This window comes from Bacillus sp. DHT2 (assembly GCF_026241455.1).
Taxonomy (GTDB): Bacteria; Bacillota; Bacilli; order Bacillales; family Bacillaceae_G; genus Bacillus_A; species Bacillus_A pseudomycoides.
This window is the reverse complement of record NZ_JAPHWH010000002.1, coordinates 368,667-384,164: the sequence shown is the minus strand read 5'-3', so window position 1 is coordinate 384,164 and position 15,498 is coordinate 368,667. Positions and strand designations below refer to the sequence as shown.

Sequence of the window (15,498 nt, the reverse complement as noted above, 5' to 3'; positions counted from 1 at the left end):
ATGAATTTAGAAAAGTTTGACGGGATGATTGATGCTGTACAGCGTGCGACTTGTATGCCAATCAATGATAAGCAACAAGCAGCATTTAAACAAAAGTATGATTTTGAGCCAACATTTGAATATGGACGTGATGAAAGCGGCCATTACGTGATTCGAACATCAAAGAAGATGTTAGAAGAAATGGAATTTTATTTAGCTTTAAAGTATGATCGGGAAGGTATTGACCTTTATATGCATGCTGAAATTGATGGAGTATGTTATGTATCTGTTAGCTACGGAGAAGATGCTCTTCACTTACAAGAACTATTTCAGTTTTTGGAAGATAATAAATAAAAAGTCCTCGTTTGAGGACTTTTTATTTTGTTTAATATATTTTTTAGGAAAATTGGAAGCTAATTTTGATAAAGGCAGGTTGTATTAAGGTAGATGTATTGTGAGGATATAAAAATGTGAGATACAATGTAATGGGATTATAAGCTAGAAGCACGACGAGAGCGTTCGATTGGAAATGGAATGATTTTGGCCATATGATTGCGACTAAATTGCTTTGTACGAGCGTGACGTAATATATATAATGCAAAGAGAATAGCGATAGGTATAGCACCGTACAAACCAAAAAGTAAAGCGCTTACAGAAGATGCGACAAAACCTAACATACCGATTTCTAATTCCTCCATAATTGCCCCGAGAATAGCAGGAATAGCTCCACAAGTAACCCCAAGTATAAGTGCTATAATTAAATTCATGTTCTTCCTCCTCTTTTTGCGGTTTTCTGTTCAATTCATTTTCTATTATTTGTATTATATCATAATTTAAACAGAATTTTCAGAAAAAGTTCAAAAAATGTTCAAAATTTATTGAGAAACATACTTGATAAAATGAAAAATATCATGAGGGACCATTCCCCCTTGATGATGAATCCTCATCCATCAGGAGATATTGCAAGGCGAGAGAAAATAAAAAAGCAGGCTTATTTCATATTCGTGAAATAAGCCTGTTCCATAGGAGGATGTATATATGTAGAGTAAATAAAAGGAAGGAAAAGGGGATCCAATCCCTTTTATTCAACTAACTACCTTAATAAATAGGAACCCAGCCTTCTGTTGTAACGAAAATACGAATAGCTACAACTTGGTGATCATCTTGTAATGTGAAATAATGTCTTGCATTTTCAGGTACAGAAATTAGATCACCAGGCTCAAGTTCAACATCGAAGAAGCGACCATCCTTGCCTTGGATAGCAAAGATACCATGCCCACTGACGATAAAGCGAACTTCATCATCAGTATGATGATGCTCTTGTTTAAAGTTAATTAATAACTCATCGAGGTTAGGTATTGCATTTGAAAGGGAAATAACATCCTGTGCTTTATAACCTCGACGTTCTGAAACATCGGTGATTTCGTTGGAAAATACTGTTAAAATTTCTTTTTTGTTTTCATCAGTTAAGGAGTAGTTTTCTTTTAAATGAGTAGGAAGTTTTGAAATATTCCATTTTTCATATAAAACGCCTTCTCCATGTAAAAATTGCTTTACTTCCTGTTCATTTTCAATATGGGTATTTATTTCATGAATACGAATTTGCGCCATGTGAAACGCCTCCTTGAATTGATAATAGTTTTATATGAAATTGGAATAAAAACTCATATGCTTCTAATCTTTTCTTTGCATCAAAGCTATCTTTTCCCCAAACGGTAATGCCATGGTTGCGAATCAATATAGCTCCAGCATCATCATAAATATGTTTTCGGAAATCTTCTCCTAACGTTGGAATATGAGCGTGATTTTCAATAATTGGAATTTTGATAGTGGCTCCTTCTTCCCATATATTAAGAGCTTTAATGATTTCTTGATTAGAAAATGAGATTTCTTTGTCGTATACGTTTGTAATTACATTGTTATCAATTGTATGGACATGTAAGACACATTCAGCTTCTGTATGATTATAAATATGAGTGTGTAGCAATGTTTCTGCTGAAGGGCGTAAATCGGTTTCTAAAACAGCCTTTCCAGTTTGATCAACTAATAGAAAATCATCAGGTGTTGTTTTCGTTTTATCTCTTCCGCTTGCTGTAATAAGAAAGGTCATTGGAGTGTTACTCACTTTTATTGAAATGTTTCCACTTGTAGCAGGAAACCAGTTGCGATCCGTTAATTCTTTCTTTAATTTACTCAATTCTTCCCATTGACGAAAAAGTTGTCTCATTTTATCACCTCCAACAATTGCTGAACTTCTGTCTGTATGTCATAAAACGTTTCAAATGCTGTATAGGAAATTTGATGTTCTTGGCATTTTGTAATGAGAAAATCACGAGCGAATACTTTATCAGCCAGTTTTGCTGCTTGTAAATCTGTAATCGAATCTCCAATTACAATGTTAAAATCACCGTTTGAACTTAATTGCTGAATTAGCGTTGATTTGCAAAGACCGCAGTTGTTTTTACAATGTTCATCGCAAGGGTGAGGCCAGTTTACTTTAATTGTTTCCCCTGAAAAATCAGTCGTATTGCAATAAATATGGTCTGGGCTGATTAGTCCTTTGAGAAGAGGATAGACGAAAAAATCCATTCCTCCTGATATAATATGAAGTGAAATCTGATTTGTTTGGGCAAACTGTGCAAACTCTTGGAATCCAGCCCGAATCACCGCTGTTTCTTTTATAAAAGTAGTGATGTCATCTTGTAAACTTGTAGGTAAAAGAGAAAACAATTCCCCTACACCTTCTTGAATAGAAAGTTCTTGTGATAGAATTTTTTGTTTAATCGTTTTGGCTTCTGGTGGAGCGAATTTTTCCATAATCGCAACGATATTATCATTGTTCGTAATCGTACCATCGAAGTCACAAAAAATTTGAAGACTCATAGTTTCACCCCACGTGATGGATTCCCCCATAATTGCAGTGCAGCATGTAAATCAGTGTTATCTACTTCATGCAATGGTGTTCTTTGCAAAGTGGCATCAATTGCTGCTCGAAATGCTTTTCCACCGCCTTGCGCTCCAGCTGGGTGACCATGAATACCACCACCTGCGTTAATGACAACATCCTTGCCAAAATTACGAAGGATAAACGGAACAAAACCAGGGTGAATACCAGCTGATGGAACAGGAAAGCTTCGTTTTAAAGATTGATCTTTTTTAGTTAGTTTACTTGTAATAAGAAGAGCTTCTTTTTTTTCTAATGCAACACTGCCGTATGGTGATGGAAATAAAGAGAAATCTGCACCAGCATAACGAAGTAGCTTTCCAAGTAGCAATGGATAAGAAAGTCCATATAATTCCGATGAAGCGTATGCGCCGCTTACAGCAGGATGTGCCATAATTGGAATCGATATATCATCATCTTCCGCAAGTGATTGCAATACATCTAATCCATACGAGAATACATTGAACAGAAGAATATCTGCACCAGCTGTGGCGGCACGTTTTGCATTTTCTTTAAGATCATATGTACGTCCTGTTAAATTCACTGCATATAAAGTCTTATGACCATATGTTTCGTATACAGACTGTAACACTTCTTTTCCAGAATGAATTCGTTTTGTGAGCGGTGTTAATGGATTTTCAAACAAAATTTCATCATCTTTTACAATATCTACACCACCAATTGCTTGATCACGGAGCTGTGTTTTTAAATATCCTATATTGCGTCCAAGCATTCCTTTGAAAATGCTCATCAGAAGTGGACGGTCGTGAATTTGTAAGAGATTTCGAATGCCCCCAATGCCAAATTTAGGACCAGGGAAATGTTCTTTTAAGTCATCTGAAAATGTTAAATCAATCAGTTTAACTTCGCCATCTAGTGATAATTTTCCAAATGTTGTTGTCAAAATAGCTGGTAAATCAGGGCTGAAATTTAGTGATGGATAATGAATTTTAATGAGTCCACGTGTCGCTTTTTTTCCGAGATACGTATTTACATGCTCTTGTTCTTCTAATTGTTCTACATGAATGACATTGCCTTTATGTTGTTTTAATTGTTCTTGTAATAAGTGTGGTAAATGAGTCCATGAACCAATTGTTAAACCGAGAGCAATTTGTTCTGCTTTTTGGTTTAAATTATGAGAATCATCATGGATTAAATAGGTTGCTGTTATTCCACTCATTTTTATAACCTCCTAGTTAAATAAAAAAACCTCTCAGCTAAGGAGAGGTTTTTTTACAACCAGCTCCTTATCTGTCAGCGTAATGCTGCGAGAATTAGCACCGTGCCTACAATTGTAGATCGGTTGCCGGGTTTCGTCGGGCTCGTCCCTCCACCTGCTCTTGATAAGAAGTATTTAGAAATATTTGAATTTTTATGATATCTGAATTTTGACAGAGTTTTTTTAGAATGTCAATGGTTTTTTGAAAATTTTTAATTTCTGGATTCGTTGAACAGCTTCTTGTAGTCGCTCTTCTGTATGTAATAATCCAATACGAACGTAGCCTTCGCCATGTTTGCCGAACCCGACTCCAGGTGCAACTGCTACATGTGCTTGTTCTAGTAATACATCGGCAAACTGTTCAGATGAAAAACCATGGGGAACGGGAAACCAAGCGAAAAAAGAGCCTTTTGGTGCGACTACATTCCAGCCGATTGATTGACAAGCTGAAATAAGGGCATTTCTTCTAGATTCATAGCGATCAACTAGTTCAGTTACACAAGATTGTGAACTTAATAGTGCCTCACGAGCAGCCTCTTGTACAGCGCCAAAAATGCTGACATACATATGATCTTGCAATAAATTGATTGTTTCAATTACACTTTCGTTACCGATAGCAAAGGCGATGCGCCAACCAGCCATATTAAATGTTTTTGATAATGTATAAATTTCAATGCCAACATCTTTCGCGCCATTTGCTTGTAAGAAGCTAGTTGGCTTGTTACCATCAAAACCAATTGCTCCATAAGCAAAGTCATGAACCACTAAAATATCATTTTCATTTGCAAATGTAATTGTTTCCTCAAAGAACTCTTTTGATGCGACAGCACCAGTTGGATTGTTAGGATAATTTAAAAACATCAATTTCGCTTGTTTGGCAATAGTATCATCGATTTTAGTGTAATCTGGTAAGAAATCATTTTCTGCTAATAACGGCATCGTTTCAAATTTTGCTTTTGCTAAAGCGACACCTGATAAATAGTCAGGATATCCTGGATCGGGTACAAGAATTGGATCGCCAGGATTTGTAAAACAAATCGGTAATTCAACCAGCCCTGCTTTTCCGCCAAATAAAACAGCAACTTCTGTTTTAGGGTTTACTTTGACTCCATATTCACGTTCATAGAACGTTGCAACGGCTGTTTTTAAGCTTTCATGTCCACGAAATGGCGGATATTTATGATGAATTGCTTTTTCTGCTGCACGTTGTAAAGCTGTTACGATATGCGGCGGTGTTGGTTGATCTGGATTACCTTGCCCTAGATTGATAACATCGTGACCTGCTTCAACCACTTTGTTAACTTTTGCAACAAGTGAAGCGAAAAACTGTGTTGGTAAGGATGTTACAATCTCGGAAGGTTGAAAATGTTTCATACTTTCCACCTCTTTTGAAAGTTGTTACAATTCTAGTGACAAATGATATAACCTTTCCAAGTTTTTGTAAAGAAAAAATAATTGAAAATGGGGCGGATAAAATGAAAGTCGCATGTATTCAAATGGATATTGCTTTTGGCGATGTGAACACAAATATTGAAAATGCAAAGAAAAAAATAGGAGAAGCGATGCAAAGAAAACCAGACGTTATTGTATTACCAGAACTTTGGACGACTGGTTATGATTTAAAACGACTTCCTGAAATTGCAGATGAAGGAGGAATACAAACGAAAGAACTTCTATCAGAATGGGCGAAGCAATTTGTGGTGAATATTGTTGGGGGTTCTGTTGCAAAGCAAACAAAACAAGGTGTTACGAATACGATGTATGTTGTGAATCGCGAAGGTGAAGTGCGAAATGAATATAGTAAAGTACATTTGTTCCAGTTAATGGACGAACATAAGTATTTAATAGCTGGTGATGGAACCGGTGAGTTCACGTTAGATGATGTGCAGTGCGGGGGGACAATTTGTTACGATATTCGTTTTCCAGAATGGATGCGTGTTCATACTGTAAGAGGGGCAAATGTATTATTCGTTGTAGCAGAATGGCCGCTTGTTCGCTTAGCCCATTGGCGTTTACTTCTTCAAGCGAGAGCGGTAGAAAATCAATGTTATGTGGTTGCATGTAATAGAGCAGGAGAGGATCCGGATAATATGTTTGCTGGACATTCTCTTATTGTTGATCCATGGGGAGAAATTGTAGTAGAAGCAGGAGAAGAAGAATCTATTTTACATGGGAAGCTAAATTTAGAAAAAGTTAAGGAAGTACGTAAGGGAATTCCTGTCTTTACTGATCGACGTCCAGAATTATATAAATAAAAAATATTGACAAATGATTTTTATTCTTGTTATAGTCTGTAGCAGAAAGTTAAAAATTCAAATAAATCATGCAACTCTTATCAAGAGCAGGTGGAGGGATTTGGCCCGATGAAACCCAGCAACCGACCGTAATACCATTGTGAGATGGGGCGTTTATGCGCCAAAAAGGCACGGTGCTAATTCCAGCAGAAAGGATAGCTTTCTGACAGATAAGAGGGGAGAAGCTGAACTTCAAACCTCTTTCTTCATGGAAAGAGGTTTTTCGTATGATGAAAAACCTCTGAATTAAAAAAGGGGGATAAGAAAATGGGATATCGTTCATTAACAGAAGAAACAGCAGTTCAATATGTAAAAGAGCATGGATACTTTGAGAAAAAGGCAAAGGTAACTTGTCATGAAATAGGAGATGGAAATTTAAATTATGTATTTAGGCTCCATGATGGAGAACGCGGTATTATCGTAAAACAGGCTCTTCCATATGCAAAAGTCGTTGGAGAAAGCTGGCCACTTTCGTTAAGTAGAGCCACAATTGAAAGTCAAGCATTACAAGTTTTTGCAAAATATGTACCAGAATACGTTCCGAAAGTATATGGTCATGATGAAGAGTTAGCTGTGACAGTAATGGAAGATTTGTCAACTCTTACAATTACTCGTAAAGGATTGAGTGAAGGGGAAGACTATCCGCTTTTATCTCAGCATATTGGACGTTTTTTAGCACATGTTTTGTTCTATACGTCAGATTTTGGCCTACCAGCAGAAGAGAAAAGGGTGTTAGACGGAAAGTTTGTAAATCCTGATCTTTGTAAAATTACAGAAGATCTTGTGTTTACAGATCCGTTTGGAAACTATGAAACAAACGATTATGAGAAAGAATTGCAACCTGTCTTAGATGAACTTTGGTGTGATAAGAAATTAAAATTACAGGTAGCGCAGTATAAATATAAATTTTTAACTAGAAAAGAAGCGTTAATTCATGGTGATTTACATACAGGTAGTATTTTTTCATCACCTTCTGAAACGAAGGTGATTGATCCGGAGTTTGCAACATTTGGACCGCTTGGATTTGACCTTGGTCAATTTATTGCAAATTTATTGTTGAATGCACTATCAAGAGAAGACGAGAAACGAAATATTTTATTCTATCATATTGAAAAAACATGGAGTAATTTTGTAGAAGTATTTACAAAGCTATGGGTACTAGAAGGGGTAGAACCATATACAAAGGAGAAACGATGGCTTGCGATTGTACTACAAAATATTTTTGCTGATGCAGTTGGATTTGCTGGTTGTGAAATCATTCGTCGAACAATTGGATTAGCGCATGTAGTAGATTTAGATGGAATTAAGGATAAGAATAGAAGAATTCAAGCTAAAAAGCATGCATTATATTTAGGTCGAGAGTTATTATTACATGAAACGACAGGTGCGAATGCTAGATTGTTCCAAACGTTATTTCAAGATAGTGTTTTGGGAGGGGTAAAAGCATGAACACAACAGTTGCCGTTCCGCGTTCTATAAGTTGGAAAGGAGATTCTATTGCATTATTAAATCAAACGCGGTTACCGCATGTTGTAGAATATAAAACGTTGAACACTATTGAAGATGTGTGGAAAAGTATTGTTATGTTAGAAGTGCGCGGGGCACCTGCAATTGGTATTACAGTTGCTTTTGGATTAGCACTTGCAGTAAAAAAATATAATGTTACGAATATCACTGAATTTGAAAAAAAGTTTAAAAGTGATTGTGATTATTTGGCAACTTCACGTCCGACAGCTGTTAATTTATTTTGGGCAATTGATCGCATGTCAGCTTCTATTAAGCAAGCAACAACAATAAAAGAAGCAAGAAAAATATTAGAAGAGGAAGCACTTAAAATTCAGCAAGAAGATGAAAATATATGTCGTAGTATTGGAGAGCATGCTTTAACTAGGTTTAAAGATGGTGACCATATTTAAACGATTTGTAACGCCGGAAGTATTGCTACTGCTCGTTATGGAACAGCGCTAGCTCCATTTTATATTGGAAAAGAGCGTGGGGTGAATTTACGAGCTTATGCATGTGAAACAAGACCTGTTTTGCAAGGAGCACGTCTTACTACATGGGAATTGCAACAAGCTGGTGTTGATGTAACGCTCATTACGGACAATATGGCGGCACATGCTATCCGAACAAAAAATATTTCTGTTATTATTGTAGGAGCAGATCGAATTGTCGCAAATGGTGATACAGCAAATAAAATAGGAACCTTGAATTTAGCTATACTAGCAAAATATTTTCATATTCCTTTCTACGTTGCTGCTCCACTTTCTACATTTGATATTACGAAAAAAACTGGTGCTGAAATTGTAATTGAAGAACGAGATGAGACTGAAGTTACAAAGATTTTTGGAAAACAAATTTCTCCCGAGGGAGTCGGTGTTTATAATCCTGCATTTGATGTAACTCCTCATGATCTAATTACTGGAATTATTACTGAAAAAGGAATTCTATAAGGAGATTATGCCGTAGAGATTGCTTCATTATTTGAGAAAACAAGCTATATAAATACGCATTGAAAGACCGACATAAAGCCATTCCTTTTAGGTGAAAGAGAGCATCCGCCTATGGGTAGGGCGGTCAATGCCTTTTTTAGCCCCATGCCATATGAAAATAGAAGGAGAAAATGAGTGGAGAACTTCTTTTGTTTTCATAACTGCGACTTATATGTCGGAAAATTAAAAGGGATATATATAATATACAGTAGCTTGTTTTTTTATTGCCCAATTTCCTTTCTTTTGCTTATTTATTTAAAAGAAAGAAGGGGAAATAGATGGGGGAATGGATATCTATGATCGGTAATGTTGGATTTCCAATTGTTGTGACATTATATTTACTGCATCGTATTGAAAGTAAATTAGATGGTGTAATTGTTGCAATTGAGAAATTACCACAACAGATGACAAAGTATGAAGCTCCGCACGAAACAAAATGACAAAAGGCTTTGCTCTCAATGAGCAAAGCCTTTTGTAACAAAGATTATTGCGTCGTATAACCCCCATCAATAACAACTGCTTGGCCGGTTATTCCTTTTGCTTTTTCACTTGCTAAAAATAAAGCATAATCGGCAATTTCCTGAACAGCTAGCAATCGTTTTTGAGGTACGAGGGGATAGATGACATCCTCTAATACTCTTTCTAGTGGAACGTTTCGTGTTGTCGCTAAATCTTGGAGTTGATTCCTGACAAGAGGCGTATCAACATAGCCTGGGCAAAGAGCATTTACAGTAATGCCGTGTACAGCTCCTTCTAAGGCAGCAACTTTTGTTAAACCAATCACACCGTGTTTGGCACTATTATAGGCAGCCTTTCCAGCAAATCCGACAAGACCGTTAATAGATGCAATATTAATAATTCGTCCATACTTTTGTTTTTTCATAATTGGAAACGCATGTTTTATTGCAATGAACGGCGCAATTTGCATGATTTGAATAAGAAGTTCAAACTTATCGGTTGGAAATTCTTCAATTGGTGAGACGTGTTGCATACCAGCATTATTTATTAACACATCAAGTGAGCCGAAATTAGTAATAGTTTCAGAAATAGCTTCTGATATTTCTTGTTCAGATGTAACATCACATCTTAGACCGATTGCCTCATATCCTTCCTTGCGCAACTGTTCGGCAGCTTCCTTTGCACGATCTTCAAGGCGATCACTAATGACCACTTGTGCTCCTTCTTTTGCAAATGCATTTCCCATTTCATAACCAATACCACTTGCAGCACCTGTTAAAAAGACAACACGATTTGTAACCACAATGAAAAACACCCCTTTATATAGAATTTATCTTATTGCTCTATTTAGAGGAGGTGTAACGAAAATCCTGCAAAGATTTTGGGAAAAATGTGGTTATCTATCTTGCATAACAAGATAGAGGGAGGATTTGGATCATGTCGACAAGTCAAATGCTGAAAGGGATTTTAGAAGGAGGTCTCCTTGCCATTATTTCTGAAGGCGAAATATATGGCTATGAAATGAGTGAAAAGCTAGCCAAGTATGGTTTCACAATGACAAGTGAAGGAAGTATTTATCCGTTATTAATATGGATGCAAAAGGCAGGGCTAATAACAAGTACAATGAAGGAATCTCCATCTGGTCCAAAGCGAAAATATTATATATTAACATAAAAAGGTGAAGATACACTGGATGAATTTATGGATCGCTGGGAAGCGATGCAAAGTAGTGTAGGGCGTTTGCTGAAAGGAAAGGGGAGGCGCGAATCTTTTTGGCGGCAAAGGTTATCAAAGAAAGTGATATTGAGAGTTTTTTAGAAGATGCAGAACTACACTTAATTGAAGGTGAGAATGATGGGGAAAGTATAGAGGATATTTTTGGAAGCTCACCGAAAGTATATGTAAATGAGCTTGTTCGGGTAATGGAAAAAGATCGAAGAGAGAGCGGGAAACAAATCGGATATACAGTGATGAATATTGTTGTATTTTGGGTTATTGCTTCCATTTTAATTGTAAATGATAACGGGCCATTACAGATTTCATTCGTTCAATGTATTGGGTATGGCATGAATGATCGCACTTGTAGCACCTAATATAGCTTCCCGTAAAATGGCTTTTCGGATAGGGTTTATAAAATTAGCTATTTTATTTGTTCTTGTAATGATTTATACAAAATTAGAGACAAGAAAAGTGAATATATAGGATCGCCTTTTCTTTGTGGCCGGTATTGGGCATATAGACTGGAATATTTTATTTTAAACAGTAACGAATGGGTTACTGTTTTTCTTTGTGTAATAAAGAACTTTGTAAAGATAATGCTCGCTGTTCTTTTGTTAATAAAGAATCAATGTGTACTTGATCAGGACGAGGTACAATTGGATACATGAGGTTTGTGGAAGAAGGGTGATGTTCAGAGCCGGTTTGCGAGTGAGGGTCAGCATGTGTAAGTTTCCCTTCTATACGTCGTGTGAATAAAATATGACCAATTTCATGAGCAAGCGTATATATATTTTTCATAGGAGAAGCGGCGTTAGTAAGGATGATATAACCTGTGAGGATTTGGTTTATAACGAATGAATAGGCACATGCAATTACGGATTGCTCTTTAAAATAATTGCTTCCAATATAACAAATATAAATGTCACAATTTGGAATTCGTGATGAGCAAGTGTTAAAAAAAGAAGAAACTTTTGGTTGGATTTGGATAGAATCAATATAACTAATTTCACCATCGTGAAATCTAAATGATTCATTTAGTATAATAACGTCTTTAATTTGAAATGAAATTGGCTGCCATATTGATTCGGCGACTGCTAAGTCTTTTGCAATACGGTCGTCTGTAATATCGGAGCCTGGAGTAATGCAAATACATATATTTACGTATGGATCCATTAGAAACACCTCAAATGGAAAACAGTCTATTGCTATACTGTATGTGACGGGAAAGTACTATGTATGGATATAAACCCTATAAAGGGATGTATTTTAATAAATTGAAAAAATCCAATATTTATATAAATTGAGAAAAGGTACATTGGTGTAATTTGTTTATTGATAGCTGTTTTTTTGACTGACAAGCAAAATATAGATTAATGCAGAACGGAATATAAGAATGAGTAAAAGAAGTCGAAAAATATTCATAGTTTAATTACATTATATGTTATTTATTCTGCTATAGTAAAAGAAAGGGGGAGAATGTATGTATACATTAAAAATTGTATCAGACCGAGAAGCTGTTTACCAGTTTGCAAGTTATGTAAAGGTGGTTCAAGGGGTGAAGGATGTATATGTGGAAGTTGGAGAGTCTTTATATGAACATCCACTTATGAAATTTTATGTACAGGTAACGATTGAAGAGACATATGAGCAGCAAAAAACATTACAAGAAATCGCTCGGTTAGTAGAATTAGGGCGCTTTACATACGTTCATTATCGAAATGAAGAGATTGAAAAAGCATTTGAAGCAGTTAAATATGAAAGTTTTCGAAAATAAATGTAATGAAAAGGGAGCGGATGCTTCCTTTTTTTGTTAGTAGGAATATTTTTTCACATCACACAAAAAAATAAGGAATTTTGCTATGATAAGGAAGGAGAGGAAAGGAGAGTTTATATAATGGGGTATATTGAAGAATTACGAAAATCAGTTGGTACAAGGCCGCTCATTCTTGTAGGAGCAGCTGTGATTATTTTAAACGAAAAACAAGAGGTATTGCTTCAATATCGTTCGGATACATATGATTGGGGTGTACCAGGTGGCGCGATGGAACTAGGAGAAACGACGGAAGAAACGGCTCGACGAGAGCTATTTGAAGAAACTGGGTTAGAAGCGAAGATGTTGCAGTTTCTTGGTGTTCTTTCTGGGAAAGATGTATATTATCGTTATCCAAATGGGGATGAAATTTATAATGTGATTCATCTATATCAAGCACATTATGTGAGCGGAGAAATAAAGCTTGATGAAGAAGGGTTGGACCTTCGATATTTTCCTGCTGAAAAGTTGCCAAATTTAAATAAAACAACAGAGAAAATTTTACAAAAATTTTTATATGCACTAACAGAATAGGAGGGAATATTCCTCCTATTTTTATTATATTAAATATTTTGATTTTTTTGGTATATTTGTAGTATGATAAATGCAGATATACATCTTATGTTATACCATCCAAAAACTTACTAGGGTACATAAGAGAGGGGCAAGTGCAAGATGCATAATGTTGTCATTACAGCTGCAGTTCGTTCACCAATTGGAACTTTTGGAGGAGCATTAAAAAATGTAACACCAGTGGAATTAGCTGTTCCTGTACTTCAGGAAGCTGTAAAAAGAGGCGGAGTGGAACCACATGAAGTTGATGAAGTGATTTTAGGTCATTGTATTCAAAGAACAGATGAGGCGAATACAGCGCGAACAGCTGCATTAGCAGCAGGATTTCCAGATACAGTTACAGGTTATACGATCCAGCGTCAATGTTCTTCAGGTATGCAAGCGATTATGTCAGCGGCAATGCAAATACAATTAGGCGTAAGTGAAGTTGTTGTTGCAGGTGGAGTAGAAGCGATGAGCTCAAGCCCTTATGCATTGAAACAGCACCGCTGGGGACAACGTCTTCAGCACGGAGAAATTCGTGATACGGTGTGGGAAGTTTTAGAAGATCCGTTGCATCATATTATGATGGGCGAAACAGCGGAAAATTTAGTTGAACAATATGAGATTACAAGGGAGGAACAAGATGAAGTTGCGCTGCGTAGCCATCAATTAGCGCTTCAGGCAATTGAATCAGGCTATTTTGATGAGCAAATTGTTCCTATTACAATAAAAGAGCGTAGAAAAGAAGTAGTATTTTCAAAAGATGAACATCCACGTGCAGATATTACAGCAGAAAAATTGGCGGGGCTAAAGCCAGCATTTCGTAAAGGTGGATCAGTAACTGCAGGGAATTCCTCGGGTATTAATGATGGAAGTGCAGTTTTAGTATTAATGAGTGAAGAAAAGGCTAAGGAGAAAGGCTTACAACCATTAGCTAGAATTGTTGGTTATTCTGTAGCTGGGGTAGATCCGAAGATTATGGGGATTGGTCCAGCACCAGCAATTCGTAAAGGTTTAGAGAAAGTAAATTGGTCATTAGAAGATGCTGATTTATTGGAAATCAATGAAGCCTTTGCTGCACAATACTTAGCGGTTGAGAAGGAACTTGGCTTAAATCGTGAGAAAGTAAATGTCAACGGAAGTGGTGTTGGACTTGGACATCCAATTGGTTGCACAGGTGCACGTATTACGGTAAGTTTAATTCACGAATTAAAAAGACGAGGTTTAGAAAAAGGAATTGCATCTCTTTGTGTCGGTGGTGGCATTGGAGTAGCGTTATTTATAGAAGCACTATAAAAAAGAAGGAGCAGCGAGCTGCTCCTTCTTTTTTTGGGTATCAACGAGTAATATTACCTTTTTCTTTATGATTGGAACAAATGATGAAACAAGCGATCCCGATTCTCGAAAAAGAGTTTCATCGTTTGATAATGCTCAGTTTCCTCTAGGATTGCTTCTGTGATTCCTTCTTGTGAGAAAGAATATATATTGGACTCTGGATAAGCCATCAAAATAGGAGAGTGAGTTGCGATAATGAATTGTGATCCTTGCTCTGCTAATTCACGCATACGAATGAGCATAGAAAGCTGCCTCATTGGAGATAAAGCTGCTTCAGGCTCGTCTAAAATATATAAGCTTTGTCCTGTAAAACGGTTCATAAATAAAGAAAAAAATGATTCACCATGTGATTGATTGTGTAAGGAAATACCACCATATGAATCAATAACCTTACCTCCCAAAAATTGTTCAGAATCAATTTCATCGATATAAGAAGCAACATTATAAAATGATTCTGCTCGCAGAAAGAATCCGTCTTTTGGTGTCGCGACGCTTTTTGCTACGCGAATATATTTGTGTAAGGATGAATGCGAATCATGTGTAGCAAAACGGAAATTTTTTGTTCCACCTTCCGCATTAAATCCTAAAGCGATGGCGAGGGCTTCTAACAATGTAGACTTCCCAGTTCCATTTTCTCCAATTATAAATGTTACATTTGGATGGAAGTCTAGTGATTGTAATGTTCGGATAGCGGGTAAGCAATATGGATACACGGAAAAATTAGGGATATGTTCTTTTTGTAAGGAGACGTTCTTTAGAAAGGCTGTACGCTCATTCAAAATATATACCTCAATTCGTTGAAGATTTTGTTTCTAATATAGCAGCAAGTACAAGGATCAGGCAACTTGCAAAGCCGAGAAACCTAGTCCTTCCCAGCCATAGGTGTGTCTCTTTATAATAAAAATCAGTATAGTAGCTATAAAAACTAGTAGATTTGGAATATACTTTACTATTTTTATATATTTCCATAGAAAAAAGCCTATATACGTGGTTATAAAAAGTTCTAATAGAATAAGGAGAAAGACAAACATTAGGGACAAAATGATATCACTTCCATTTCCTAAATATTACATTTGGATTGTATCATGTAAGTTGTGGATATTCCAATGTCAAAATAAGTGTTGCATATCAAGAATCGATATCGTTATGATAGAGGGTGTCTTACATAGAAATATTTTTTTGGTTTCAGAAGG

Annotated in this window: 16 protein-coding genes, 3 pseudogenes and 2 riboswitches; of the genes and pseudogenes, 10 read left to right on the top strand and 9 right to left on the bottom strand. The window is 36.3% G+C overall.

Annotation, left to right across the window (positions count from 1 at the left end; genetic code table 11):
* Positions 1-333, top strand: a complete 333-nt coding sequence (locus tag ORL93_RS06970) for a DUF3909 family protein (RefSeq protein WP_003199867.1) — start codon at positions 1-3, stop codon at positions 331-333.
* Positions 334-470: 137 nt separating this feature from the next.
* Here the strand turns inward: ORL93_RS06970 and ORL93_RS06965 are convergent, their stop codons facing one another.
* From ORL93_RS06965 to ORL93_RS06940, 6 genes are all read right to left on the bottom strand, one after another.
* Entirely contained in the window at positions 471-746 is a 276-nt protein-coding gene (locus ORL93_RS06965; protein ID WP_003199868.1) for a hypothetical protein, read from the bottom strand.
* A gap of 331 nt (positions 747-1,077) precedes the next feature.
* Positions 1,078-1,590, bottom strand: a complete 513-nt coding sequence (locus tag ORL93_RS06960) for a cupin domain-containing protein (RefSeq protein WP_097794366.1) — start codon at positions 1,588-1,590, stop codon at positions 1,078-1,080.
* Positions 1,568-2,206, bottom strand: a complete 639-nt coding sequence (locus ORL93_RS06955; protein ID WP_097794365.1) for a methylthioribulose 1-phosphate dehydratase — start codon at positions 2,204-2,206, stop codon at positions 1,568-1,570. Before ORL93_RS06955 ends, ORL93_RS06960 begins: the two co-directional genes overlap by 23 nt.
* Positions 2,203-2,862 (bottom strand): 2-hydroxy-3-keto-5-methylthiopentenyl-1-phosphate phosphatase, encoded by a 660-nt coding sequence (locus tag ORL93_RS06950; RefSeq protein WP_097794364.1) that lies wholly within the window; start codon positions 2,860-2,862, stop codon positions 2,203-2,205. The genes ORL93_RS06955 and ORL93_RS06950 overlap by 4 nt, the downstream gene beginning before the upstream one ends.
* Complete coding sequence (mtnW, locus tag ORL93_RS06945) at positions 2,859-4,103, bottom strand: 2,3-diketo-5-methylthiopentyl-1-phosphate enolase (protein WP_097794363.1); 1,245 nt, start codon at positions 4,101-4,103, stop codon at positions 2,859-2,861. Before mtnW ends, ORL93_RS06950 begins: the two co-directional genes overlap by 4 nt.
* Before the next feature lie 64 nt (positions 4,104-4,167).
* Positions 4,168-4,273: riboswitch (SAM riboswitch) on the bottom strand.
* A gap of 52 nt (positions 4,274-4,325) precedes the next feature.
* On the bottom strand, positions 4,326-5,516 hold the full coding sequence (locus tag ORL93_RS06940) for a pyridoxal phosphate-dependent aminotransferase (RefSeq protein ID WP_097794362.1): 1,191 nt from the start codon (positions 5,514-5,516) through the stop codon (positions 4,326-4,328).
* 14 nt (positions 5,517-5,530) lie between these two features.
* On the opposite strand from ORL93_RS06940, the gene ORL93_RS06935 reads away from it, so the two are divergent.
* The 4 genes and pseudogenes from ORL93_RS06935 (at position 5,531) to ORL93_RS06920 (ending at position 9,368) form a co-directional block, all read left to right on the top strand.
* Positions 5,531-6,397 carry a carbon-nitrogen family hydrolase gene (locus tag ORL93_RS06935; protein WP_097794477.1) on the top strand — a complete coding sequence of 289 codons (867 nt, stop codon included), beginning with the start codon at positions 5,531-5,533 and terminating at the stop codon, positions 6,395-6,397.
* A gap of 74 nt (positions 6,398-6,471) precedes the next feature.
* Positions 6,472-6,613, top strand: a riboswitch (SAM riboswitch).
* Positions 6,614-6,703: 90 nt separating this feature from the next.
* A complete protein-coding gene (mtnK, locus tag ORL93_RS06930) occupies positions 6,704-7,885 on the top strand; it encodes an S-methyl-5-thioribose kinase (RefSeq protein ID WP_097794361.1) in 1,182 nt (393 codons plus the stop codon).
* Positions 7,882-8,889, top strand: a pseudogene (gene mtnA / locus ORL93_RS06925) (S-methyl-5-thioribose-1-phosphate isomerase). The gene mtnK and the pseudogene mtnA overlap by 4 nt, the downstream one beginning before the upstream one ends.
* 317 nt (positions 8,890-9,206) lie before the next feature.
* Complete coding sequence (locus ORL93_RS06920) at positions 9,207-9,368, top strand: YvrJ family protein (RefSeq protein ID WP_097794360.1); 162 nt, start codon at positions 9,207-9,209, stop codon at positions 9,366-9,368.
* A 44-nt stretch (positions 9,369-9,412) separates the two neighbouring features.
* Here ORL93_RS06920 and ORL93_RS06915 read toward each other — a convergent pair whose 3' ends face one another.
* Positions 9,413-10,189 carry a 3-hydroxybutyrate dehydrogenase gene (locus ORL93_RS06915; protein ID WP_003199877.1) on the bottom strand — a complete coding sequence of 259 codons (777 nt, stop codon included), beginning with the start codon at positions 10,187-10,189 and terminating at the stop codon, positions 9,413-9,415.
* A 134-nt stretch (positions 10,190-10,323) separates the two neighbouring features.
* On the opposite strand from ORL93_RS06915, the pseudogene ORL93_RS06910 reads away from it, so the two are divergent.
* Both ORL93_RS06910 and ORL93_RS06905 read left to right on the top strand, forming a co-directional pair.
* Positions 10,324-10,704: pseudogene (locus ORL93_RS06910) on the top strand (PadR family transcriptional regulator).
* A pseudogene (locus tag ORL93_RS06905) lies at positions 10,653-11,022 on the top strand (HAAS domain-containing protein); the annotation flags it as partial. The pseudogenes ORL93_RS06910 and ORL93_RS06905, both read left to right, overlap by 52 nt.
* 138 nt (positions 11,023-11,160) lie before the next feature.
* On the opposite strand, the gene ORL93_RS06900 reads toward ORL93_RS06905, so the two are convergent.
* Entirely contained in the window at positions 11,161-11,778 is a 618-nt protein-coding gene (locus ORL93_RS06900) for an ImmA/IrrE family metallo-endopeptidase (RefSeq protein WP_018780856.1), read from the bottom strand.
* Positions 11,779-12,085: 307 nt separating this feature from the next.
* Here ORL93_RS06900 and ORL93_RS06895 point away from each other — a divergent pair, with 307 nt between their 5' ends.
* The 3 genes from ORL93_RS06895 (at position 12,086) to ORL93_RS06885 (ending at position 14,266) form a co-directional block, all read left to right on the top strand.
* On the top strand, positions 12,086-12,379 hold the full coding sequence (locus ORL93_RS06895; RefSeq protein WP_003199881.1) for a DUF3928 family protein: 294 nt from the start codon (positions 12,086-12,088) through the stop codon (positions 12,377-12,379).
* Positions 12,380-12,499: 120 nt separating this feature from the next.
* On the top strand, positions 12,500-12,949 hold the full coding sequence (locus tag ORL93_RS06890; RefSeq protein ID WP_003208272.1) for an NUDIX hydrolase: 450 nt from the start codon (positions 12,500-12,502) through the stop codon (positions 12,947-12,949).
* A 141-nt stretch (positions 12,950-13,090) separates the two neighbouring features.
* Positions 13,091-14,266, top strand: coding sequence for an acetyl-CoA C-acetyltransferase (locus ORL93_RS06885; RefSeq protein WP_003199883.1), 1,176 nt, complete (start codon positions 13,091-13,093; stop codon positions 14,264-14,266).
* A gap of 65 nt (positions 14,267-14,331) precedes the next feature.
* Here ORL93_RS06885 and ORL93_RS06880 read toward each other — a convergent pair whose 3' ends face one another.
* On the bottom strand, positions 14,332-15,084 hold the full coding sequence (locus ORL93_RS06880; RefSeq protein ID WP_006095840.1) for an AAA family ATPase: 753 nt from the start codon (positions 15,082-15,084) through the stop codon (positions 14,332-14,334).
* Positions 15,085-15,498 lie beyond the last annotated feature (414 nt).

Excerpts from the sequence above, each read along its gene's own strand:
- ORL93_RS06970 (WP_003199867.1), top strand. The coding sequence starts at position 1 with ATGAATTTAGAAAAGTTTGACGGGATGATTGATGCTGTACAGCGTGCG.
- ORL93_RS06965 (WP_003199868.1), bottom strand. The coding sequence starts at position 746 with ATGAATTTAATTATAGCACTTATACTTGGGGTTACTTGTGGAGCTATT.
- ORL93_RS06960 (WP_097794366.1), bottom strand. The coding sequence starts at position 1,590 with ATGGCGCAAATTCGTATTCATGAAATAAATACCCATATTGAAAATGAA.
- ORL93_RS06955 (WP_097794365.1), bottom strand. The coding sequence starts at position 2,206 with ATGAGACAACTTTTTCGTCAATGGGAAGAATTGAGTAAATTAAAGAAA.
- ORL93_RS06950 (WP_097794364.1), bottom strand. The coding sequence starts at position 2,862 with ATGAGTCTTCAAATTTTTTGTGACTTCGATGGTACGATTACGAACAAT.
- mtnW (WP_097794363.1), bottom strand. The coding sequence starts at position 4,103 with ATGAGTGGAATAACAGCAACCTATTTAATCCATGATGATTCTCATAAT.
- ORL93_RS06940 (WP_097794362.1), bottom strand. The coding sequence starts at position 5,516 with ATGAAACATTTTCAACCTTCCGAGATTGTAACATCCTTACCAACACAG.
- mtnK (WP_097794361.1), top strand. The coding sequence starts at position 6,704 with ATGGGATATCGTTCATTAACAGAAGAAACAGCAGTTCAATATGTAAAA.
- ORL93_RS06920 (WP_097794360.1), top strand. The coding sequence starts at position 9,207 with ATGGGGGAATGGATATCTATGATCGGTAATGTTGGATTTCCAATTGTT.
- ORL93_RS06900 (WP_018780856.1), bottom strand. The coding sequence starts at position 11,778 with ATGGATCCATACGTAAATATATGTATTTGCATTACTCCAGGCTCCGAT.
- ORL93_RS06895 (WP_003199881.1), top strand. The coding sequence starts at position 12,086 with ATGTATACATTAAAAATTGTATCAGACCGAGAAGCTGTTTACCAGTTT.
- ORL93_RS06890 (WP_003208272.1), top strand. The coding sequence starts at position 12,500 with ATGGGGTATATTGAAGAATTACGAAAATCAGTTGGTACAAGGCCGCTC.
- ORL93_RS06885 (WP_003199883.1), top strand. The coding sequence starts at position 13,091 with ATGCATAATGTTGTCATTACAGCTGCAGTTCGTTCACCAATTGGAACT.